The organism is Chitinophaga eiseniae (assembly GCF_900167135.1).
Taxonomy (GTDB): Bacteria; Bacteroidota; Bacteroidia; order Chitinophagales; family Chitinophagaceae; genus Chitinophaga; species Chitinophaga eiseniae.
In genome coordinates this window covers 493006-517307 of the sequence record NZ_FUWZ01000006.1, presented here as the reverse complement: position 1 = coordinate 517307, position 24302 = coordinate 493006, and the positions used below count along the sequence as shown (strand labels likewise).

The following is a 24302-nucleotide window of genomic DNA, read 5'->3' as shown; positions in this document are numbered from 1 at the left end:
TATAACAAGAGTTTTTATGAGAAGAGTTTTCGTTCTGACGCTGTCTCTGGCGTTGGGCATGGGGCTGCGTACCGCCCATGCCCAGGAAAAACGTTATCCGATTATTCCTTATCCGCAGCAGCTGGTGCCCATAGAGGGCGCTTTCACCATTACCGGCGCTACCCGGCTGGTATTACCCGCCAATGGCCGTCTTTTTGCCAATGAAGTAGCCCAGCTGCAGGCACTGGTAAAACAGGGAATCGGCACCACGTTAAAAACCGCCACGGCCGCCGCTGGTAACGCTATCGTGCTGAAGCAGGACATGACGCTGTCCGGAGAAGAAGATTATACCCTGCAGGTAACGCCGCAGCAGTTGCTGATTGGCGCTAAATCGCCCACCGGTTTTTTCCGGGCGATCGTTACCCTGCGTCAACTGATGCCGTCTGCCATTGAAGGCCGAACTACCGGCAACCTCCGGTCGGTGGCCATTCCGGCAATGCGGCTGAAAGATAACCCGGTATACAGCTGGCGCGGTATGCACCTCGATGTGTCCCGGCACTTTTTTTCTGTCAGCTACCTGAAAAAATTCATCGATCTGCTGGCACTGTATAAAATGAATAAACTGCACCTGCATCTGACGGATGACCAGGGCTGGCGTATCGAAATCAAAAAATATCCGCTGCTGACCAGCGTTGGCGCCTGGAGAGAGTTGAACAACCAGGATTCTGTTTGTATGGAGAAAGCCAAAGAGAATCCGGATATGGAAATCGACCAGGAACATATCATACAGAAAGATGGTAAAACGCTCTATGGTGGTTTCTATACACAGGCACAGATGAAAGATATCATCGCCTACGCGGCCGCCCGCCACGTAGAAATCATTCCGGAGATAGATATGCCGGGTCATATGATGGCAGCCATCCGCGCTTATCCTTTCCTCACCTGTGACGGTAAGTCCGGCTGGGGCAAGGATTTCTCCACGCCCATCTGCCCCTGTAATGAAAGCACCTTCCGTTTTGCGGAAGACGTATATTCCGAGATCGCTGCGCTTTTCCCATCCAAATATATGCACCTCGGTGCCGATGAGGTTGAGAAAACCAGCTGGGCCGCTTCTCCGGTTTGCGCCGAAGTAATGAAAGCCAACAACCTGAAGAGCGTAGAGGAGCTGCAAAGCTACTTTGTAAAAAGAATGGAGAAGTTCTTTCACGCCAAAGGTAAAGTGCTGATCGGCTGGGACGAGATCCTGGAAGGCGGTATCAGCCCTACCGCCATCCTCATGTACTGGCGCGCCTGGGTGCCCGATGCCCCTGTGAAGGCCGCCCGTCACGGTAATAAGGTGATCATGACGCCGGGCAACCCGCTGTACTTCGATGCACAGCCTGACCGGAATTCCCTGGGCAACGTTTATCACTTTGAGCCAGTGCCTAAAGGACTGACCGCCAGGGAAGCCAGGTCTATTATGGGGGCCCAGGCCAATATCTGGACGGAATATATCCCGTCCGAAAAACGGGCCGATTATATGTTTATGCCCCGTATGACAGCCCTCGCGGAAGTGCTGTGGACACATAAGCAGGATTACGACAACTATCTCCAACGGCTCAACGAACAATATGCCCGCCTTGACCAGCTGGGTGTTCATTACCGTTTGCCTGACCTGGACGGTTTTACGGAGGACAATGTTTTTGTGGACAAAGGCATGCTGGAAGTAAAAGCACCTTTCACTGGCATGACTATACGTTATACGACCGATGGTACCATCCCGGGCCTGAAATCACCGGTACTGCCGGCGGCGCTGCCGGTAACTGCTCCACAGACGTTTAAACTGGCGGCTTTCAGCCCGATGGGGAATCGCGGGGATATCTATACCCTCCGCTACCGTCAGGAGGCTTATGCGAAAGCGGTGACAGAAAAACCTGCGGACAGCGGCTTCCGACTCGACTATTTCAAAGGCGCTTTCAAAACCACGGCCAAGATAAAAGCGACACCGGACAGCACCTTTCGTACCGATAAAGTGATCATCCCGGAAGGGCTGGGGCATGGAGAAGCCTTTGGCGCCCGCTTGCAGGGATATTTCTATGCGCCTGAAACAGGCATCTACAGTTTCTATCTTACCTGTGATGACGGCGGTATGCTTTATATCGGTGACAAGACCGTTGTTAATAACGACGGCTGGCACGCGCCCTTGCAGAAGAGCGGCCAGATTGCCTTGGAAAAAGGCTGGCATCCCCTCAAAGTGGATTTTGTGGAAGGCGGTGGTGGATATACGCTGAAGCTGGAGTATAGCGTGAAAGGACAGCCACTTCAAAAATTATAAATCTGATGACCATGAGGGCTGCTGACAGCGCCGGCAAGCGGAGATCTGTACTTGTTTGTTTATATTGCAGGATGTATCTGTAAGAAAATGAAATGTATGAGTATTAGCTGTAGGCTTCGATCAGCAGTCATCATGGTCATCATTGTTATGTTAACCTGTTCTGCATACGCCCAGACAACCGATAATGACCTCGCCCGCACCTTGTCGGTGCTTTCTGTTTCCCAAAAGAAATTACTTTATCAATATGGTACGTTGCAGTCGTACGCAGGGCAGCCGGTGGCCGACAGTTTCTGGCGGCAACATACGCAGGAACTGAAGGAGGTCACCCCTGAACAGGCCACTATACTGGCAAAGGAGCTGCTGGCCAATACGGAGCTGGTATACAACGTCACGAAACCATCCCGCTTGCAGGCCTTGCGCGGGGTATTCACCGCGTCCCGGATGCTGATAGGGCTGGCTGGTCTTATTGCCGCGTATTCGCTGGTCCATCTGTTGAGCCGTTACTGGAGCCGGATTTTCAGTTGGCTATATTCCAAACTGCACCGGCTGTTCTACCGTCTTTTTTCACCGCGAATGCTTACCTGGGAGCTGCTGGCGCTCAGCGTGGCCGGTATCTGGTGGGGGGTGCTGATCGGTGACCAGACGCTGCGGACTATTGTGCTGCAGGTGTCCGTCTTTACCTTGTGGGCACAGCTAACGGCGGTGGCTACACGGCAGGACCTGATCAGGCGGTATTTGGAGCATGTGGTGGACCATCTGGAAAGGCGCGGCACAACAAAAGAAGCGATCATAGCGGTGGGACTGCCCGCACTGGGCGCCACGCTGGCGCTGGTATCGCTGATGTTCCGTGCTCCGGAGGACTGGTATGCCTATGAAGTGATCGTTCCGGGCATGGTGGCCTTATTTACGTTGCCGCCGGTGATTTATCTGCATAAGGTATTAAAAAAGATGATACTGCCTTTCCCGGTGGACTCCCGGCGGGCGGACAGGCTGTTGGGCGTGTATACCGCTGCCACGCTGGTGTTATGGATCGCGCTGGTGTTTTGGCCGCCCGTGCCGCCGCAGGTGTTGGTGGCTGTGTCTGTACTGCTGGCCTGTCTGTTGTTGCCTATGTCTGTTGAAGAGGTGACCCGTTGCGGTACGCCCAACTATATCTGGCTCCAGGTGCTCACCGTGGCCTGGTTGTGTGCCTGTGTTTTGGCGGGGGGACAGCGGAGCATCCTGATGCTCAACTGGACCGGTCTTGGCGGACTGCTGTTATATGTAATCGCCAAATACTGGGAAGTGCCGGTACTGCTGGGTTACTCCTGGAAAAACCGTAAGGCACTGGGCAGCCTGGGCATGGCCGCCATTATATGGGTCATCGCCAGCCTGATACGTTGGCAACCACAATGGTTTATCTGGTTTTAGTTGAAAATTTATTTTAATTGTTTTATTTTTGCGCTCCGAAATAATCTGACTCAAGATACGCGCAGATCTGAATAACGTACTAAAAAGGCTTCTCAGGGCCTCCAAGGCGTTTGCAGGGTCTGCGTTTTTTGTTTCCCTGGACCATCAGCAGCATCTGCAATGCAGTTTAATGTCCACCCGGCCTCCTCATCTTCGCGTTGGCCTTCGTCAATCAGGGCAGATCCGTCCTGGTAAAAAGGTAGGGTGGTCTTCCCAAATCAGGTTCATCAGTCATCATCATGGTCATCACAGTTACCGTTGGTCACATTTCCGGCCCTTTCCTGAAAAACCTTATTATTTTTCATAACTGTAAAAAATACGCTTAATATTCCCGTTATGAAGAAAATCCTGGTCCTGTTATGTTTAGGTATCACCGGATACCATGTCCAAGCCCAGCAGAAAGCGCCTGCTTATCCGCTGATCACCCATGATCCGTATCTCAGTGTATGGTCCGCTACGGACACGCTTTATCAGGCTGCTACGGTCCATTGGACCGGTGCGCGGCAGGCTTTGTCCGGCCTGGTGAAAGTCGATGGTGTGACTTACCGGGTACTGGGTGCCCCGGCCGGTCCTGAGACCGGCATTGTGGCGGCGCAACAGACGGATGTGGCCGTTCACGCCACGCAGACGGTTTACCAGTTCCGGTGTGGCCAGGTAGCGCTTACGCTGACTTTTACATCGCCCTTGCTGATGCGTGACCTGATGCTGATGTCCAGGCCGGTGTCTTACATTTCTTACTGCGCACATGCTACCGATAGCCGGAAGCATGCTGTGGAGGTGTATTTCGGCGCTTCAACCGACCTGGCGGTCAATAGGCCGTCGCAGCCGGTCACTACGCAGCAGTATGCCAACGGCCAGCTGTCACTGCTGAAAGCCGGAACGGTACAGCAACCGGTATTACAGAAAAAAGGTGACGACCTGCGTATTGACTGGGGCTACCTGTACGTGGGCGTGCCGCAGTCGGCGAAAGCTGCCCAATATGTCAGTTCACCGGCAGACGCGGAGCAGCGGTTTGCCGGCAAAAGAGTTTCCCCGGCCAAAGGCGACCGGCAACAGATGCTGAGTACCAGCGTGTCGTTGGGCATGGTAGGCGCTGCACCGAAGGAACAGGTATTTCTGCTTGGGTATGACGATGGTTACGCCATTCAATATTTCCACACCAATCTGAAGGCATGGTGGAAAGACAGTCCTGCCGCCACCATAGAAAATGCGCTCAATACCGCCTGGAAAGACTACGCGGCTGTACAGCAGCAATGTGAAACGTTTGACAGGGAGCTGCATCATGACGCTGTGGCTGCCGGCGGGGAACAATATGCCGCCTTGTGTGAGCTGGCCTACCGCCAGAGTGTGGCCGCGCATAAGTTGGTGAGAGGCCCTAAAGGCGAGCTGCTGTTCCTCTCCAAGGAAAATTTCAGTAATGGTTGTATCAATACTGTTGACGTCACTTACCCATCGGCTCCTCTTTTCCTCCTGTATAACCCAGACCTGCTGAAAGGCATGATGACCGGCATCTTTGAATATTCAGAAAGCGGCCGTTATACCAAACCGTTCGCAGCACACGACCTGGGCACTTATCCGTTGGCCAACGGTCAGGTGTATGGAGAAGACATGCCCGTGGAAGAATCCGGCAATATGCTGATCCTTGCCGGCGCAATAGCAGTAGCAGAGGGTAATGCCGACTACGCCAAAGCGCACTGGAAAACGCTGACTGTCTGGGCAGACTATCTGCTGAAGGCAGGGTTTGACCCGGCCAACCAGCTATGTACCGATGATTTTGCCGGTCACCTCGCTCGCAATGCCAATCTCTCGCTGAAAGCGATTATGGGCATTAAGTCCTATGCGATGCTCGCCGGCATGCTGGGAGAAACGGTAACGGCTACACGTTATGATGATCAGGCCCGCGATATGGCTAAACGATGGCTGGAGCTGGCCGCTGACGGGGACCACTATACGCTGGCGTTCGGAAAGCCGGGCACCTGGAGTCAGAAGTATAATATGGTATGGGATAAAGTGCTTGATTATCATTTGTTTCCAGAGGCTGTTTATAAAAAAGAAATAGATTATTACCTTGGAAAACAGCAACTTTTCGGTTTGCCGCTCGACAGCCGGAAGACCTATACGAAATCCGACTGGATCATGTGGACAGCAGTGTTGGGAGATGACATCACACCTTTTGTGCAGCCTTTGTATAGGTACATCACCGAAACGCCTACACGGGTTCCGCTTAGCGACTGGCACGAAACCCTGGACGGTAAAAAAGTAGGGTTCCAGGCGAGAAGTGTGGTGGGAGGATATTATATGAAGATGCTGGAACGGAAATTACATAGTGGTAAATAATGTATCGCTCCATAAAATAAAAAAGTGGCCCGGAATTTTTCCGGGCCACTTTTATTATGAACACTGGGCCTATTTTCCTTTACGGTGTTCACCATGTTTTTTTGATGTGTCGATGGGGTGTTCCCGGTTCTGCATGTTCTGTTCGGATGTTGGATGATTCATCCTTTCATCCTGTTCATTGTGAGGACGGCCCCGGTTCATCTTAGCCGTTTTGTTTTGACGATTGCGTTTCATAAAAACGGGTTTTCAAAAATAGCCGGGAAAAACATGCCGAAATTAAATGAACTGAAAATGAATTATTTATAAAGGTTGATGCCATTTAAACTGATGCGATTCATGCACAGTGCGCTGTCTACACTTCCCGGTTTACGCTGTTTGAGACGCGTCCCGGTTGCCGCCCAAAGAAGCGAGATAACCGGTCACCACGCAGATCACTACCGCTACGGCCGGGTACAGGAAAAAGTTGATGTTGGTATATCGCTGCACAAAATACAGGCTGATGGCGCTGATGGCAAAACCGATCATGATACCCCGTGCATTCACTTTCGGGAAGAATATTCCTGCCAGGAACATCCCCGCCAGGCAACCGCCAAACAGGCCGATGATTTTCAGGTACTGGTCCCAGATGGAGGTGTTATGCAGCGACACCAGGTAGAGCGCAATGCCACACCCGAGTGCGCCGAGCATCACCGTTGTCCTGCGGGCGAATACAAACCGCTGGCGGTCATCGGCCGCAGGCCTGAACAGCGGGTAAAAGTCGGTAGTGATCACCGTGGCAATGGCGTTCATGCTGGAGCTGATGGTAGACATGGTAGCCGCAAAAAGGCCTGCTATCACCAGCCCGGCAAGTCCCGCCGGCAGCTGCTGGGAAATATACCAGGGAAACACGTCATCGGTATTGCCATGCGGATTCAGATTAGCCGGATGGTGCCGGAAGTAGGCCCACAATGCTGTCCCTACCAGGAAAAAGATCAGCGATGCTGGTATTACCAGCAGCGCGTTGGTGTAGATAGATTGCCGGGCTTCCTTTTCCGTGGAGGTGGTCAGGTAACGTTGCACCACCACCTGGTCGGAGGAATAGGTGACGAGCTGCGTCAGGAACCCGCCTACAAAAACCACCCACAGCACAGGCTGTGTAATGTCCCACTGTAATATCGCCAGCCGGAATTTGCCATGCGCAGCCGCTTCGGTAAACATCTGGCCAAAGCCACCGTCCAACGATTTGGAGATAAATACCAGGCTGAGTAACGCGCCGCCCAGCAATACGCCTACCTGCATTACTTCCGTCCAGATAACCGCTTCAATACCGCCGGAGGCGCTATACGCCGTAGTGATGGCGCTGGTAGCCGCGATACAAATGATGATGTTTACACCGGTAACGGCGCTCAGTACCAGCGCCGGCAGGTATATCACAATGCCCAGCCGGCTGACCTGGAACACCAGAAAAGTAAAGCTGCCCAGCAGTTTCACACCGGGACTGAAGCGGATCGCCAGGTATTCGTATACGCTGGTCAGTTTCAGCTTACGGAAATACGGCAGATAAAAATAGACGATGAGCGGCGCCACCACTACGATCATCATGTTGTTGAGGAAATAAACCCAGTCGGTGGCGAAGGCTTTGGCCGGGATGGCGATAAAGGTTAGCGCACTGAGTTTGGAGCCGAAGATACTCAGGCCGGCTGCCCACCAGGGAATCTTTCCGCCGCCCAGGAAAAAATCGCTGGTGGTGTTTTGCATGTTACGTGATACGGCCACGCTGATGCCCACTACCAGCAGGAAATACAATCCCACCACGAGCCAGTCGGTCAACCGGAAGCCACTGGGTGGTTGTGTAGGCGTGGCCGTTAGTACCCGCGGCGTCCTGGTAGCCGGCCTTACTTCCCCGCTGGGGATGATCAGCTGTCCCTGCCACATCACCGTCGGTGTGGTGACCGGCGCCCACGTACTGCCGTTAGGGTTAGTCACACTGTCACCGGCTTTCTGGACCGGCATCCGGCCGGTAACCGCCCAGCTGTCGGTGATGGTGTTGTAGCCCAGTATGTCATCGGAGAAACCCGGATGTTTTTCTTTCAATGCGCCGCTCTGCTCAAAGTATTTACCATCGTCGCCACCGAAAAGCAGCAGCTGCGACTGTCCGGCGCTGAAGGCGGGTGTAGGGGCCGCCGCGGCGGGGTGCGGCATGGGCGCTATATTACGCCATCCTTTGCCCGGTTCATAGCAAAAAGCGTCCGTAAGGAAGGTGCGGTGGATGGTAGCGTCGCCGGGTAACGTAGACGTATGTACGCCGCTGAACAGGTAAAAATGATGCTGTTGTATGCCTGCTACTGCCAGCATGCGTGCCGGTCCGGGCCATGGAGGCAGCGTTTGCCACTGCCGGCTGGCGGCAGGCCGGGAAAGGTCTATCGACCAGAAGTACCTGTTGGCGGTAGTGTCAGCCGGGGCTTCGGTACCGCCGGCAATATAAAGAATGTCGCCATCGAGGGCTCCACAGGCATTGGCACTGGCGGCAGGCAGATCGGGCAATGGCTCCGTTTGTACCTGACCGTTGGCATAGCGCAGGAGGAAAGCTTTGGTCGTGTGGCCGTCCCTGTTGCTGCCACCTACGCATACCAGTGCATCTCGCCAGGAAGCGGAGACGCCGTAACCCAGCGGCATAGGTAGCTTGCCGGCGGGTTTCCACCGTCCATCGGTTTTTTCCAGCGCCCATATCTGATCATGCCATTGTTTTACGCCACCATTCCAGGGGGCGCCGCCATCGGGGAAATTAGCGCCGCCGGCTACGAGCAGCGCATTGTTGGACACGCCGGCGAAAACGCCGGCAAATCCAAAGGCGTCTGGCAGGGTGGGGAGCTGTCCCCAGGAAAAATAGCCGGTCGGCGGCTCCTGGCCGCGACTGACCGTCGTTTGGAAAGACATACCGAATATCAGTAATAAAGGAAGAATCAGTTTTTTCATCACGTGTGTTTTACGCCGGATCATTGTATCCAGCCATTGGCCTGCATCCAGTGAAGGCATCGCTCAAACCAGTCGTCCTGCGTGGTTTTGTTGTACAGTCCAAAACCATGACCGCCATTCTGGTACAGGTGCATTTCTGCTTTTACGCCGGCATTCACCAGCGCGTTGTAGAACAGCAGGCTGTTTTGGACCGGCACCACTTTGTCGTCCTGGGCGTGCAGCAGGAAAGTGGGCGGCGTCTGTGCGGTCACCTGAAGTTCGTTGCTGTATAGTTTAATGTGGGCGCTGTCAGGGTTTTCACCGATCAGCGCTTTCCGTGAACCGGTATGCATGTACGAAGTAAAGCTGATCACCGGGTAGACGAGTATCATGAAATCCGGGCGGAGATTGAGTTGTGCGGCATTGTTGATGACCGGCTGCGCAAAATGGGTCCCTACGGTAGATGCGAGGTGTCCACCAGCGGAAAAGCCGATGATACCGGTTTTACCGGGTTGCAGTCCCCATTCCGCCGCATGTTGCCGTACAAGTTGCAAGGCACGTTGTGCATCCTGCAGCGGTCCTTTTGATTTGTCCGGCATGATACGGTCGTCCGGCAGCCGGTATTTAACGATAAAAGCGGAAACGCCTGCAGCCTGAAACCGCCGTGCGATAGTATACCCTTCGCGGCCTATCACCACGCTGCCATAACCACCGCCCGGGCAGATCACGACCGCTGCGCCGGTAGCCTTTCCGGCGGGCGCCGGAAAGGGGATCAGCTCCGGCTGTGTCACCATCCGGGCCCGGTTGCTATCGATGTCTTCCTTATAACCGGTGGGCGCTGTTTTTGAGTTAGGCACCCCCTCGGGATATAACAGAAGCGGTTTGCCCTGTTGGGCATGTGCGGCATAGACGCCGGCGGTCAGCATGCTGATGAAGAGAAGTTTTTTCATGAACGTGGATTTTATGGTTTAGCTACCCGGGTGCACCAGTCGAAGAAACCGATGGCACGCAGGTCTTTTTCCATGGAAATATACTCGTTCTCTTCAAAAGGTTGTAATGGTAATCTTACATTGCCACAGTCGAGGCCTATCATACGCATCATGGCTTTCTGTGCGCGCAGCCCGCCGTATTTGACGATGATGCGTACCATTTCCACGGAGCGTAACTGGCATTGCTGCGCCTTTTGCAGTTGTCCGTCGTTGAACGCCTGTATCAGCTCCAGGTACAACGGTGCGGCGAAATTATAGGTGCTGCCGATAAAGCCGTGGGAACCTGTGGCAAGGGCGCTCAACAGCATCTCGTCGGTGCCATAGAGCAGTTCGTAGCGTCCCTCACTGGCATGCATACACGCCTGGAAGTCGTGCATGAACGGTGCGGTGTATTTGATGCCGGCAAGGGTAGGCAGTTTGCCGGCGGCTTGTTCGAGGAAAGCGACCATATCCAGCGAGATGCCTGTCAGCGCCGGGATATTGTAGTAGAACAGGGGCAGCCTGGGCGCACCTGCCGCTATGGTGGCCAGGCTGTCGATCAGGCCGGGGATAGTCTGTATCTTAAAGTACGTGGGTAGCGTGGCGGAGATAAAATCGGCGCCATGTTCCTGTGCATGGGCGGCCAGCTGTTGCGCCTCCTGCAGGCTGTTGTGCCCTACGTGCACAAAGACCTTCAGTTTTTTGTCAGCCGCGCGGATAAAGGTGGCGGCGGCTTCCATTCTTTCGGCGGTGGTCATGGAGGGGCCTTCACCGGTGCTGCCGCATACAAACATACCTTTGATGCCGTTGCTGATCAGTGTTTGCACTATTTCGTGTATCCGTTCTGTATGGATACTGCCGTCGGCGTGCATGGGCGTGAATGGTGCGGCCACCAGTCCCTGAATACGTGTTGCTGTCATGTCGTTCATGTGTTCGTTGTGCTTATTGTTGATGGATATGGCTTATCACTTTTTTACTGATTTTCTGGAAGACGATATGGCTGTAGGCGCTTTTTTCGCCCGCCTCGTAGAGGCAGCCAATGTCGCCGTTGGGCAGTACCGCCAGGGCGGAATAGGCTGCCGGGCCGGCGTGCAATACGCGCAACGGCTGCCAGCTGCGTCCGTCGTCGGTGCTGGCCTTGAGCGTCATATTCATCCGTTTGTCGCTGTCCGGATTGAGGAACAGCAGGATGCCGCTGCGTTTGCGGGAGGGCCAGCGATAGCGGACAAGGCTGGCCTGGCAAATGGGATCGGCGAGGGTGGGTACGTCTGTGGGTGTGCTCCAGCTGTCGCCGCCGTCCTGACTTACGGACTGTGTCCGCAGGCCACGGCCGAAATAGGAGCGGAGGCTCATCAGCAGGCCGCCTTTACCGTCGGCCAGTTCGGTCAACTGGCACTCGTTGACTTTAGGGCGGATGTTGCCGCCCCGTTGCCAGGACTGCCCGTGGTCGTCGCTGTAGATAACGTGGGAGCCGTATTCGTAGGGACCTTTGGCCACGCGGCCGCTGCTGTCGTCATAGCTGTGGTCGCAGGGAATCAGCAGCCGGCCTTTGTGCGGGCCGTGCTGGAGCTGTATCCCGATACCGGGGCCGGTGGCGTACCATCCCCATTGCGGATCTTTGGTAGTGGCGGTGATGTCTGCCGGTTTGGACCAGGTGGCGCCGTTGTCTTCACTTTTGGAGACCCATACGGTACGTGTGTGCGTAGCTTTTTTATGGATGATATCATGTTCTTTGTCCTGTCCTTCGTTGCGGGTGAGCAGGAGCCAGATAACGCCGGTGGTGGCGTCTACTACGGGGCAGGGATTACCGCAGGTATGCGGGCCGTCATCCCATACCACCTGTGTGGCCGACCATGTTTTACCGCCGTCGGCGGAGCGTTTCAGCAGGATGTCGATGTCACCGGCGTCGGAGGCGCTGGCTTTCCTGCCTTCGCAGAAAGCCAGCAGCTGGCCATTGGGAGCTGTCAGCAGCACGGGGATGCGGTAGCTGCTGTAACCGTCGGCGCCGGCGCTGAACAGGGCCATGCTATCGCGCTGTGCCAGCAGCAGCTGGGGAAAAAATACCATCCATAACAGGAAGGCATAAACGGAAATCTTCATGTCTCTCTATTTAAAATCGGTGACAGGCACCACTTTATAAGCAATTCCTTCGTAGGGTTTTTTATAGCCGGCTTCGTAGAAGATGGCGATCTCCGTGTCAGACAACATCACGATGTCGGAGTAAGCTGAAGGGCCGCTGTATATTTTACAGGCCTTGCTCCAGTTGTTGCCGTCATCTGTGCTGAGACGGATGGTCATGTTTTCCCGGGCGGTGCTGGCCGGATTGGAGAAGAACAGCCATTGTTTATAGGAGAGCAGGCTGCCCTGGCAGATGGGTTCTACCAGCGTATAGTCGGCCCTGACGGGCAGCCAGGAGGCGCCGCCGTCGGTGCTGTTGGCCACAAGCCGTGCGCCGCCGGCGCTGTTACGGATATTGAGCATGAGCTGTCCGTCAGACAGTTCAGCGACAGTGCTTTCGGCGCCGCGGTCTTTATTGGCGATACCGCCCAGCTTCCAGTTTTGGCCGTGATCGTCGGAGTAGATGACGTGGGCGGAGTCACGGGCAGGGCTATCCGCTGTTTTAACCGACATATAATCGGCAGGGATGACCAGCCTGCCTGCGTGGACGCCGTGTTTGAGCTGTATCCCGTGACAGGGGCCGGTACCGTACCAGCCCCATCCCGGTTTCTTGACATCTTTTGTGATTTCTTTGGCGGCTGCCCAGGTGAGGCCTTCGTCGTCGCTGCTGGTGACGAATACGCGGCGGGTGTCTTTACTGGTGCCGGCGTTGATGGCGCCGATATTGTCTTCGCCGAGGTTCCAGGTCATCAGCAGGTGGAGGCGGCCTGTCTGTTCATCGAGCACCGGCACGGGATTGCCACAGGTGTTGGCGCCTTCGTTCCATACCATGATAGGGTCGCTCCATGTTTTGCCGCCGTCGGAAGAACGTTTGACCAGCAGGTCGATATCGCCTTCGTCCTTGCAGTTGTTTTTGCGCGCTTCCGCAAAAGCCAGCAGAACGCCGGTTTTTGTTTTAACAATGGCGGGTATACGATAACAGCTGTAGCCGCCGGTTTTTTCCCGGAAAATGAACGGGATGGTATCGTTGTTGCCACCGCCGTTATTACCGGGCGGCGGCGCCGGCGTGAGGTTTTCACTGCCGCCGCCTTTACAGGAGGCGAGCAGGAAAAGACCGGCGGTGAAAAGTAATAATGTTTTACAGGTTGTCCGTTTCATGATGTGCTGTTTATTGGTAGCCGGCAGTTTGTTTCAGGTTTGGATTCAGATCGATCTGTGTTTTCGGGATGGGAAAATACAACGGTACTTTTTTTCCGTTGAGATTAGGCACTTCCGTATATACGTTGATGGTGCCTGCATAGTGAAAACGCAGCAGGTCGGGCCATCGTTTCTGTTCCAGCCACAGTTCGCGGAAACGTTCGTTCAGTATCTCTTTCTCCACGCTGGTTTTGTCCATAGGACCGGTATAGTTTCCGATGCCGGCCCGGAGGCGGGTCCGGTTGAGCGCTGCAACGGCGTCGGGCACACGGCCCAGTGCTGCCAGCGCTTCCGCTTTCAGCAGGAATATTTCCGCAAAGCGGTAGATAACGATATCCGCATCATAGAACCAATCGGTGTCTTTAGTGCCTCTGAACTTATTGTCAAATACGCCAATCAGCTTATTGTTGGGACCGATGGCTTTGATGAAGGAGACATTCTTCCTTTTATCAGCCGCGTCGGTGAACATGGATTCGAACTTCGGACTGGGCATATACTGGCTGCGGGCGCCGTTCCTGGCCGCTGCGATGTCTCCTTTATTGATAGCGTCCTGTACAAAGATGTCCCGTGGTTTCAGCTGGCTGCCGTACATATCGCTTCTTTCATCTTTCTTAAAATAAACAGAAAAAATGATTTCTGCATTTGCCCGGTTGTTGGTGGCGAATACAGCGGCGAAGTTATCCAGCAGGGTGAGGCCCGGGGTGTTTTCTACCTGCTGCAGCGCAGTGAGGGCTTCCTGCAGGTCAGCGTCGCTGCCTTTGAGGACTTTCGTTTTCCATAGCAGGGCGTCCGCTTTCAGTGTGAAGGCAGCTGGTTTGGAGACCCTGCTTTTGCTGACAAAAGCGCCTTCGGGAAAGAGCGCGATAGCTGCATCGATGTCTTTTAATATCTGGGACATGATCTCTGTGGCGGCAGCCCGGGCAGGTTGTTGCTGATTGCTGCTGGCCACCGGCTCCAGCATGAGGGGTACGTCTCCCCAGGAGCGTACCAGCCAGAAATAGCTATAGGCGCGGATAAAATAGGTCTCCGCCATGGCGCGGTCACGGTCGGTGCTGTTGGGGAAGTTGATGCCCGGCGCGTTTTTCAGCAGGAGGTTGCAGTGATAGATGATATTGTAGTAATTGAGCCAGTTGGGTGCATTGGCGCTGTTAAGGTTTTGTTGCCAGGCGGTGGACATACCGCCTTCGAGTCCGGCGATAAAGGCATCGCTGCGGTCCTCCATGTAATAGGTAGTATTGAAGTAGTTTTTACCGTTGACGGTGCCACGCAGCAGGGCATAGATGCCTGTGAGGTAGCCGGTCACGTCGCCGGGAGATTTCCAGTAGCTGGCATTGGTGATGTCTGACACGGTTTTTACCTCCAGCACTTTGTTGCAGGCAAACGAAGGCAGTAAAGCGATCAGGCAGCTGTATATGATAAAACGTTTATTCATGATCGTGGTATTGCGGTTAGAAATTGACTTTTACACCGAGATTGTATTGACGGGGGCGTGGGTAGAGGCCCGGATCTACGCCGGTGAACACTTCGGGCGACAGTCCGTCGTATTTGGTGAAGTAGCAGATGTTGTAGACACCGCCGAACACGTCTATGCTGCTGATGCTGGCTTTTTGCAGCAGGGCGGCGCGGATGCTGTAGCTGAGAGATATTTCGCGGAGTGCGAGGTAATCGCCTTTTTTATAGTAGAGGGAGTTGTTGCTGGCGGTACCGTCGTTGCCCAGCCCGTTGGCCGCGCGGTTATGGTTTTTGAAGTTGTAATCATAATCGCTTTGCACGGTGTATTTCGGGATGCTGGCCTGGTCGCCCTGTTGTTTCCAGATATCGTCGCTGATGACGTCGGTGAGCGCCTGGTTATTGTTGCGGGAGCTGCCGTTGGCTTTTCCTCTGAAACCGTTGTCTATCACATGTCCGAGGGCATAGTCTGCCACGATGCGGAGGCTGATGCCTTTGTAGGTGAGCGTGTTAACGATAGCGCCCTGTTTATCCGGGCGGATGTAACCCATGAACGACATATCGCGGTAGTCGATGGTGTCATTCTTGTCGAAGTCGTGCCAGATGGCATCGCCGCCGGATTTTTTACGGCCGTTGGCTTCCACGTCGTAGGGCGCGCTGGCGGCGTCTTTATCGGTGGAGTATACGCCATCGAGCTGGTAGGCCCAGCGGCCGCCGAAACGTTCACCTTCTGCGAGGCCGCCTGCTTTTACGTACTGGCCGGAGTTTGGATCGAAGATGTAGTTACCGCCGATCCGGTTCTTAGCCTCGCCGTTACCGGGGAGGGACACCACTGTACTACGGTTAAAGGCGAAGGTGATGCCGGTGTTCCAGGTGAAGTTCTTTGATTTGACGGGCGTGGCGTTTAGTTCCACCTCGATGCCGCGGTTGCGGATGGTGCCATAATTGCTGCGGATTTTGCTGAAGCCGGTGGTGGCGTCCAGCGGTTTGTCGAACAGCCGGTTGTCGGTTATTTTATTGTAGAAATCCAGCAGGATGGTGATGCGGTCTTTCAGCAAACCGATATCCAGACCGGCATCCACGGAGGTGGTGGTTTCCCATACCAGGTCGTTGTTGGGAAGAACGGTGTTGAGGATGCCGGTGTTGCCCATATAGCTGAGCAGGTTGCTGCTGAGCGAGGTGCTGTACTGGCCTTGCGAGTCGAAGATAGAGAGGCTGTTGTTGCCTGCCTGGCCCCAGCTGCCCCTGATTTTAAAGAGGGAAACGACCGATTGCAACGGTTCCCAGAAATTTTCGCGGTGCAGGTTCCATCCGGCGGATACGCCGGGGAAGGCGGCCCAGCGGTGATTGTCGGAGAAGCGGGAGGAGCCGTCGCTGCGGAGGCTGGCGGAGAACAGGTATTTGTTGTCGAAGTCGTAGTTCACCCTGCCGAAGTAACTCATCAGTATTTCTGTGGATTCGGTAGTGGAGGTACGTTGTGTTTCCACCTTGGTGGCGTTGAGTGTGGGAATGTTGTCATTCGGGGCGCCGTAGCCGCTGCCGCTCATGTTGTAGTCGTAGTCGTTGATGTAGCTGGTGCCGGCCATGACATTAAAGTGATGGTGGTGGCTGATGGTTTTATCGTAGTTGAGCACCGCATCCGCCTGCGTATGCCTGTTGAGGTTATGTGCTGCGGAGGCGTTCCTGTTGGGGTTTGTTTCGTTGAACGCTTCGAATTTATTTTCTTTTCCTTCTGTGGTGAAGTAGGCGAAGGAAGGGGAGAAGCGCAGTCCCGGCAGGATGTCCCAATCGGCGCCCAGCTGGAAGGTGGTGCGGTATACTTTGATATCGGTGTAACGTTCCTTGTAATAGATTTCGTGCAGGCGGCTGCGGAAGGAGGCGATGCCTTCGCCGGGCGCCGGTTTGCCATCTTCATAATAGAGACGGTAGGTGGGCGGCATCGTGACGGAGCGGCTCAACACGTTGTTGTCGTTATTGGGTGAATTGGAATAACGCACCTGGTAACTCATGTTGGTGTTGAGTGTCCATTTGTCGCTCAGTTTATAAGTGCCGTTAAACAGGCCGTTGTAGTTTTTATAGAAGGTGCCGGCGATGATACCGTCCTGGTTGGTGTGACCGAGGCCGAGGTAGTAGGTCCCTTTATCGCTGCCGCCGCTGACGCTGACGTCGTATTGTTTTTTGTTGCCGTTGTTGAAGGTGATGTCCTGGTAGTCGGTGCCTTTAAAGAGGAGTTGTTTTCCGGTGACCGGGTCTGGCATGGTTTCCCAGCCTTCTTCCTGCAGGAGGTGGTCCACATAGGCCTGACCGTAGTTTTGTATATAGGTGTCGAGGAATTCCAGGGTATTTTTGGAGTTACGCGGATTACCGGTAGACATGCCGTAGCGGCCGCCGGTAAGGTAGAAGTCCGGATTGGTTTTATTGTAGTCCATGGTGTTCTTACGGCTTACGTAGATGTAATCGCGGGCACTGAGGAACTTGTATTGCTGTGCCTGTTGTTCCAGGCCATAGTTAAAACCGAAGCTGACGCGTGGTTTACCGGCTTTGCCGGATTTTGTTTTGATGATGATGATGCCGTTGGCTGCGCGTGCGCCATAGATGGCGGTGGAAGCGGCGTCTTTGAGTACCTGTACAGATTCTATATCGTCGGTGTTGATGTCGGAGATGCTGCGCATACCCTGGGATACCATGCCGTCTATAATGAGGAGGGGGGCGTCTCTTTCCGGTGAGGTGGTGGTGCCGCCGCGGAGGAATATCTGCGGATCTGCGCCGGGCTGGCCGCTGTTGACCTGCAGGGTAAGGCCTGGTACTTTGCCTTGCATTTGCAGCAGCGGGTTTTGTCCGGGTGCGTGTTCAAACTCTTTGGAGTTGACGCGGGAGATGGCGGTGGTGAGTGTGGCGCGGGACTGTTTACCATAGCCGATGGCCACGACTTCGTTAAGTGACGTGGATTTCTCGCTCAGGGATACTGATAGCTGAGAGCGGTTGTTGACCGGCATTTCGCGGGTGTCCATGCCGATGATGCTGAACACGAGGGTGGCATTGGCGGGAACTTGCAGGCGGTAGCTGCCTGTTGCGTCGGTGATAACGCCGTTCTGCGTGCCTTTCTGGAGGACGGTCACGCCGGGCATGGGGCGGTTGGCAGCGTCGGTGACCCTACCGGTGACGGGTATATTTTTACTGGCAGGAGATTCCTGTGGTGGTTGTTGTCTTGCCGATACCGGTAAGAAAGAAAACCAGGTAAGGGCTACCAGTAACCAGCTCCCCGGCCAGTGTAAGCGTGGTAGATGTTGTTTTTTCATAACCGTGAATATTTAGATGTTGGTTGGCTGTTTTCTTTTAGGTAATACATATGCTGCAGCAGGGAAGGCAAAAAGGATATTTCTGGCATTCTCTTGTAATATGTAGTACTTAAAGCTGAAAAACAAGCGGTATATTGGCTTTAATTCGCTCTAAAAGTATATAAATTAATTTATTTGTAGTACATATTAATTCGAATTTATACCTTTATTGGTAGAAAATTGTCTGTGAATCAGCAAAAAGGTTATTTTTAAGATCAATTAAAAACAATAAATACTACTTAATCGATGCAAAAGGAACTCACCCTGGCGGAGCAGATCGAAAGGAAAATACTCAAGTATATCTCTGAGAAAGGCTACCAGCTGGGAGATGCACTGCCTAAAGAAAATGAACTGGCAGAAATACTGGGCGTAAGCCGTGTGGTACTGCGCGAAGCACTAAGCCGGCTGCGTATCCTGGGCTTCATCGAAACAAAACGCAAGCGCGGCACGGTACTCACCTCCCCGAATATATTCTATGGCTTTAAGACCATCCTCTCTTCCGGTACGCTCGACAAAGACTCCCTGAAGGACCTCTACGAAGTGCGCCTGATGCTGGAAATAGGGATGGCCGATTTTCTTTTTCTGCATAAAGAGGAACGGTATCTCAATGACCTGCAGCGCATCATAGAAGAAGAAAACATGACCGCGGATTCGGAGCAACTAACGAAACTGGATATACGTTTTCATAGTACCTTGTATAAAATGTCGGGCAACAAATCGCTCTACGCTTTTCAGAACCTTCTGAATACGCTCTTTGCCACTTATGCGCCCCGGCGCAAAGACTGGAAAGTGAAGCAGATCATCTCTCATGAGTCGCTGTTGGAAATCCTGAAATGCGGCACGGCAGACGCTTTTCGCACCGCTATGCGGCTGCACCTGAATACGCGTTTTGAGAATATGGGAACGTTGTTTCCGGAGAAAGCAGTGAAAGCGATGGAGGAAGAAGAAGAGGAGGCGTAATATTTTTAGTAAGTACTTGTAAAATATCTGCTTACATATTTGGTTGGAAAAAATAATTTTCTATCTTTGCACTCCCTTCGAAAAAGGGAATGATTCCGTAGCTCAGTTGGTAGAGCAATACACTTTTAATGTATGGGCCCTGGGTTCGAGTCCCAGCGGGATCACAGACAACTTTTAAAACCTGCGCTGGTCGCAGGTTTTGTTTTTTAGTTGAGCGTTTGACAGTCTCTTTTGTCTGCCTGTATCTAATTGTTTCATCGAATAAGTCGGATACTGGGTTTGGATCGTAAGTAAATACGTAACTATGCCGGAAGCGGTAACGAATAGAAAAAAGTGGCTCCATGACCATATACAGATTCCGCCCATAATTTTCCTCCCATTTGCCAGATCATATCCTGGCAGATATTTAAAGCTATTCCGGCGCCCTGAAGATAATGGCTGTCTAATACTCTGGTATCCTGTACACTAAATAGCCTTTCAAGCTGTTCTTCCCTAATCCCCATCCCCTGATCCGCAAAGGCAACTGTGATCTGACTGTCTTCAACACTGCATGATATTTTTATGATTCCTCCTGGCGGGGAGTATTTGGTGGCATTACTTAAAATATTTCTGTTAATAAACTGCAGCATTTCTTTATTTGCATAAACAAGTTGATGCTCTGGGATAGTATTGGAAATAATAATAGATTTACTCGCCTGATCATGAATATACAGCCCATTAGCGTTGTAGATCAGATCACGTAAGGGTAATGATTGTAATTGACAGGTATAACCGTTGTTTTGGGATTTCATCCAAAAAACCAGCCCGTCGAGCAACTTAATACTTTTGGATGCTGTATGACGCATATGATCAAAGATCATATACAATTCTTCTTCGGATAAAGGGTGATCTGCATATTTGATCATGTCCGCAGCCGTGAGAATTGTAGCAAATGGTTGCCTGAGGTCATGTACTAATACTGAAATCAGCATTTTACTGAAGCTATCTGAAGTATCTTTCTTTTTTCTCATCATGATGGGATAATGTAAACAATTGTTTTAATCTTATATTTTTACGTCTATTGGGTGATGCCCTTCTGAATGTAGAAGATGAACCCTGATTTCCTGCTCACCAATAGTGTCGAGTAATTCTGTTATGCCATAGTAGCTTATGACCTGATCTATATTTATCTGGAGCAGGAAGTCTTCAGGCTCTATTCCCGCAATGTCTATATTTAGTCGGCTTGGTTGTGAAGCAGGGGTAATACAAACAGTTTCGGCATTTTTAATTACTAATCGCATTCTGAAAATTAAATTTTATGACTTTATGTATGCAGCTAATTGCTTGCCATGACAGGGGTGTTGAGGATTACAAACTTAATCCACTTCTTTCTAAAACAAGGTATAAGACCATACCTTAAGACAATAACATGCTATGGAATTTAGAAAAAATAGCAAAAAAATGTTATTATCTACCACTGAAATAGATAGTTTTATATATAGCAGTAGTAAGTATATTGATATATACCTGCGTTCATCCTCCCCGTATCGAATCCCATTTTTTTGCTATATTCGGATCTTTATAGAAGATTTTTATGAAAAAAAAGGAGGCGATAGCAATCGTATTTGATGATCACCTTTTGTTTGCAGACTCTTTTTCGGCGTTGATTGAACGGCTGGAAATTTTTCGTTCAGTACATACGCTTTGTGAGGAGCAGGAATTAACTCAATTCCTGATGAAACATTCCGGGGTTCCTGTTTATCTATTCCTCGATTATTATTTGAAGAATCAAAATGCGCTCCCCCTTATCAATGTAGCCAGACGATTAAATAAACGTATTACTGTTATTATAGTAAGTTCTGTAGCCAGTCCAACAGCCATCACTAATATTCTGAGCTATAGTCCCAACGGGCTTATCAGTAAATCATCAGGATTTGATGCGGTTCTTGAATGCCTGACTATAATAGGCCGAGGTGAACAATATATCAGTCCCGAAGTAGCTGAAATTAACACGAATTCAAATTTAAAAAGCGTGATGCCATTCTCAGCGAGGGAAATGGAGATTTTGCAATATTTTGCAAGTGGATTATCCATTGCTCAAACGGCAGAGCGAACATACCTTAGTAAACATACCATTGTAGCACATAGGCGAAATATGATGGCAAAAGTAAATGTTAATTCCATTACGGCATTGTTGTCATATGCACGCAAACACGAACTGATCTAAACAGCCTCCGGCAAAACATTTATGTAACCTTATGATGACGACAGCCAATCTCTATCAGTCACAAAAAAAAATCTACTTCCTCATCGTATTTTTGCTACTCCTGATAAGTCTGGGCCAATTTGCTGCCGGGCAGTCGGTCACCAGTGCCAGACAGGATTTTGAAAAACTGAACAAGGCCTACTATGCCGGTAACATTTCAGACACGGACTATCTGGATCAGGCTTACTCGTTAACGGACCACTTTCTTGATGAAGGAATAGAATTCAAAACCCGGGAACTGGTAAACATGCTCAGCTTATATAGGGAGATTGCCTGGAGCAAAAAGGACTATGGACGCCCCCGTGTAAACTACTATCTGGCATTAACCAATAATGCACTCATGTTTGGAGAAACCGGGGCTGCTATGTATTATACTGAAAAACAATCCAGGGAATTGGAAAAAAATGGCAGAATACGTCCTTTGCTGGAGGATCAGAGTAAAGTGCAGATTTTGCTGGAACAGGAATTACATGATAAAGTTATCTCTATTTATAAGCGTAAAGAAGCGTATATAAAACAACTGCCTGAGCTGCTGCGGGATAAAAAAACGGATAATGTTAACGGGATGCATGCCATAGACATTTTAATGGGAGCCATCAATTCCTATTTAAATATTCATGATACGGCAGCTGCTTATCAAACAATACAGGTGGCCGACCAAATTAGCACTGAACTAAAGCGCAAATACCCTGTTAACAGAACATTCATGTTTTATAACGACTATTTCATACTGATGAGGCAGTATGATATTGCCGCCATTGAAGGTAGGCACGCCAAAGCAGGGGCGCTGCTGGATAGCATACAAGCACTAAAAAGTACATATGAAGACCAGACGACTTCCTATATAGAAAGAACCCTGTATGAACTAAAAATAGATCACTTCCTGGCCTTGAAAAAAAATGATAGCGTCCACTTTTATATCAGTAAACTTGAATCGCTTCCCGTTTTTTTAAAAAATCAACAGCCGATAGTGGATGAATACAAAGCAAGACTTCAGGTTGCACAAGGAGACTATCGTGGAGGCTATACATGGCTAACCCAATCTTTGGCAAATGAGCGAAAGGCAAAGACAATATTGATGACACAAATGGATAGTTTGCTATATGCATACACTGACGCCGAAAGCACGAGGATTGAGCTTCAGCGTTCAGAAGCCGTTAAAAAACAGCGAACGCTTTGGTTGGTGGTTATATCATCTGCTGCGGCCTTTATTGTGTTGTCTATTTATTTAATCATGCTTTACCGGAGCAGAAAAGCCAAAGCGCAGATTGAAGCGTTAAATAACGCTACCAATATGCAGATCATCTCCATGGAAGAGGCCAAACACGAGGCAGTGAGGGAAGAGCAGCGACGGCTTGGGCAAGACCTTCATGATGGCCTTTCTTCGTCTATTGCAGCTATAAGGCATCAGCTGGAAACGTTGTCAATGGATACCGAAGATATTACCCTGAAAAATAAACTGAGTAGATTGCAGTTGGCGACAACTAACGCTTATGAGGCAGCCAGAAGAAAAAGCCATGAATGGTTCAACGCCGCAGACGGGCAGCAGGAGCTGTCTTTTGAAAAGCAGGTCAGGCTGCTGACAGATGATGCGCTACCCGACGGCCGCTACAATAAAACCATTCATATCGACGATAAGTCATTGGTTAATGTCGATACAGATACGCGAATTGCATTACTCCGTATTATCCAGGAGGCTGTCACTAATATCATCAAGCATGCCAGGGCCAAAAATGTGAACATCCTGATTTATGAAGAAGAGGATAACCTGATATTAACGATCGGAGATGACGGGATCGGATTAGGTGGAAAGAAATCCGGCAACGACAAATCAACTATAGGCCTGGATTCGATTCGCCGCAGGGTACAATATCTGAACGGTGAAACGAACATGAATTCAAATGCTGAAGGTACTGAGATAATGGTATCTATCCCGTTGGTATTATCCTGAAAGACGTCATGGAAGGGAAGCCCTTTGGCCCCTGCCTCAATATTTCCCAATTGATTACTTTCGATCCCTTTGCTGTAACGCCTGCATCCCTGCCGCAAATCTCTTTCCCAACACCCTTGCGCTTTCCGCGTTGAAATGGGTGTTATCTCCCTTATGTTGAAGTCCTTGGGCACTTACTATGTTGGTGAAGGCTATGCTGTCGGGCACCGCTTTTATCATGGTGTTAAAATTTATAAAAGCCGGACGGAAGTATCCCAATTCGCCTACTATTACCGGAAGCTGCGGCATATGGAATGTTGTTCTTATCCTTTCTACCAGTTGCCGCAGTAAAAAGATATAACCCGGACTATCCAGGAAGTTCGACGAATTGGCCTCGCCCTGATGCCAGAGTACCCCTTTCAGTACACCATATTTCATGGCTTCTCCGGCACGGACCATGGCATCATCATAAGGATGGGTGTGGGTCACGCTGTCGTATCCTCCGGGTACCCACAGCTGGATGGAAGTACCGCCGACGGCTGCGGGAATAAGGCCGATTTTTATTTTCCGGTTGGCGGCCAACATATCCTCTGCAAAACTGATTCCCGGTCCTACACCCGCTTCCTTCTTATCAAAATGCACAGGATCGGTAGCCGGCACAAACTTCCCGGTACTATCGAGCATCAGGATCTGTGCATTTACCGGTTTCCTGGTATTATCTGTTTTTCCTCTGCCAGCCATGTTGGATTGACCGATCAGCAGGTATAAATGAAATTTGGGGTCTGGTTTAGGAGCGGACCGTTGCGCATAAGCCGGATGAACCATGCTTGTCAGAGAAGTCATGAGTAACAAAATGATGGAGGTGTATTTCATTTGTGATCGTTTTTTAATGAATATTAGCGAATATTGATACCATGGAAATATTAATTAAGACATCCGGAAAATGCCTGCAGTAAATAGTGTACCTGTTTACCATTAGATGAAAATACCTGTTTACTATTAGATAAATAAGGAATCCTTACTCACTTGATTATCTGCTGTGTTTTTTTGTTTTTTTCTATAAAAATAGATGCAAATATTAGCT

The 24302-nt window shown here is 51.2% G+C and carries 16 protein-coding genes and 1 tRNA gene; 7 read left to right on the top strand and 10 right to left on the bottom strand.

Annotation, left to right across the window (positions count from 1 at the left end; genetic code table 11):
• Positions 1 to 16: 16 nt before the first annotated feature.
• The 3 genes from B5D63_RS31100 to B5D63_RS31090 all read left to right on the top strand — a co-directional run bounded on the left by B5D63_RS31100 (position 17) and on the right by B5D63_RS31090 (position 6079).
• Positions 17 to 2293 (top strand): family 20 glycosylhydrolase, encoded by a 2277-nt coding sequence (locus B5D63_RS31100; protein WP_078672773.1) that lies wholly within the window; start codon positions 17 to 19, stop codon positions 2291 to 2293.
• Between the two features lie 96 nt (positions 2294 to 2389).
• Positions 2390 to 3703 (top strand): hypothetical protein, encoded by a 1314-nt coding sequence (locus tag B5D63_RS31095; protein ID WP_235021673.1) that lies wholly within the window; start codon positions 2390 to 2392, stop codon positions 3701 to 3703.
• A gap of 375 nt (positions 3704 to 4078) precedes the next feature.
• Positions 4079 to 6079 (top strand): glutaminase family protein, encoded by a 2001-nt coding sequence (locus B5D63_RS31090; RefSeq protein WP_078672771.1) that lies wholly within the window; start codon positions 4079 to 4081, stop codon positions 6077 to 6079.
• A gap of 69 nt (positions 6080 to 6148) precedes the next feature.
• On the opposite strand, the gene B5D63_RS35525 is transcribed toward B5D63_RS31090, so the two are convergent.
• From B5D63_RS35525 to B5D63_RS31055, 8 genes are all read right to left on the bottom strand, one after another.
• Positions 6149 to 6313 (bottom strand): hypothetical protein, encoded by a 165-nt coding sequence (locus B5D63_RS35525; protein ID WP_168803821.1) that lies wholly within the window; start codon positions 6311 to 6313, stop codon positions 6149 to 6151.
• Positions 6314 to 6445: 132 nt separating this feature from the next.
• Positions 6446 to 9034 (bottom strand): sodium:solute symporter family protein, encoded by a 2589-nt coding sequence (locus B5D63_RS31085; protein WP_159456237.1) that lies wholly within the window; start codon positions 9032 to 9034, stop codon positions 6446 to 6448.
• A 20-nt stretch (positions 9035 to 9054) separates the two neighbouring features.
• Positions 9055 to 9963 carry an alpha/beta hydrolase gene (locus B5D63_RS31080; protein WP_078672769.1) on the bottom strand — a complete coding sequence of 303 codons (909 nt, stop codon included), beginning with the start codon at positions 9961 to 9963 and terminating at the stop codon, positions 9055 to 9057.
• Between the two features lie 11 nt (positions 9964 to 9974).
• Positions 9975 to 10910, bottom strand: coding sequence for a dihydrodipicolinate synthase family protein (locus B5D63_RS31075; protein WP_235021672.1), 936 nt, complete (start codon positions 10908 to 10910; stop codon positions 9975 to 9977).
• Between the two features lie 13 nt (positions 10911 to 10923).
• Positions 10924 to 12081, bottom strand: coding sequence for a sialidase family protein (locus B5D63_RS31070; RefSeq protein ID WP_078672768.1), 1158 nt, complete (start codon positions 12079 to 12081; stop codon positions 10924 to 10926).
• Between the two features lie 6 nt (positions 12082 to 12087).
• Entirely contained in the window at positions 12088 to 13257 is a 1170-nt protein-coding gene (locus B5D63_RS31065; protein ID WP_078672767.1) for a sialidase family protein, read from the bottom strand.
• A 10-nt stretch (positions 13258 to 13267) separates the two neighbouring features.
• On the bottom strand, positions 13268 to 14728 hold the full coding sequence (locus B5D63_RS31060; RefSeq protein WP_078672766.1) for a RagB/SusD family nutrient uptake outer membrane protein: 1461 nt from the start codon (positions 14726 to 14728) through the stop codon (positions 13268 to 13270).
• Positions 14729 to 14744: 16 nt separating this feature from the next.
• On the bottom strand, positions 14745 to 18044 hold the full coding sequence (locus B5D63_RS31055) for a SusC/RagA family TonB-linked outer membrane protein (RefSeq protein WP_078672765.1): 3300 nt from the start codon (positions 18042 to 18044) through the stop codon (positions 14745 to 14747).
• A 285-nt stretch (positions 18045 to 18329) separates the two neighbouring features.
• On the opposite strand from B5D63_RS31055, the gene B5D63_RS31050 reads away from it, so the two are divergent.
• Together B5D63_RS31050 and B5D63_RS31045 are read left to right on the top strand one after the other, a co-directional pair.
• A complete protein-coding gene (locus B5D63_RS31050; RefSeq protein WP_078672764.1) occupies positions 18330 to 19043 on the top strand; it encodes a FadR/GntR family transcriptional regulator in 714 nt (237 codons plus the stop codon).
• A gap of 91 nt (positions 19044 to 19134) precedes the next feature.
• Positions 19135 to 19207 (top strand) — tRNA-Lys (locus tag B5D63_RS31045).
• A gap of 138 nt (positions 19208 to 19345) precedes the next feature.
• Here B5D63_RS31045 and B5D63_RS31040 read toward each other — a convergent pair.
• Complete coding sequence (locus B5D63_RS31040; protein WP_078672763.1) at positions 19346 to 20056, bottom strand: sensor histidine kinase; 711 nt, start codon at positions 20054 to 20056, stop codon at positions 19346 to 19348.
• Positions 20057 to 20616: 560 nt separating this feature from the next.
• On the opposite strand from B5D63_RS31040, the gene B5D63_RS31030 reads away from it, so the two are divergent.
• A complete protein-coding gene (locus B5D63_RS31030; RefSeq protein ID WP_078672761.1) occupies positions 20617 to 21249 on the top strand; it encodes a response regulator transcription factor in 633 nt (210 codons plus the stop codon).
• A 31-nt stretch (positions 21250 to 21280) separates the two neighbouring features.
• Entirely contained in the window at positions 21281 to 23239 is a 1959-nt protein-coding gene (locus tag B5D63_RS31025) for a sensor histidine kinase (RefSeq protein ID WP_078672760.1), read from the top strand.
• Positions 23240 to 23293: 54 nt separating this feature from the next.
• On the opposite strand, the gene B5D63_RS31020 is transcribed toward B5D63_RS31025, so the two are convergent.
• Positions 23294 to 24091, bottom strand: a complete 798-nt coding sequence (locus B5D63_RS31020; protein ID WP_078672759.1) for a sialate O-acetylesterase — start codon at positions 24089 to 24091, stop codon at positions 23294 to 23296.
• Positions 24092 to 24302 lie beyond the last annotated feature (211 nt).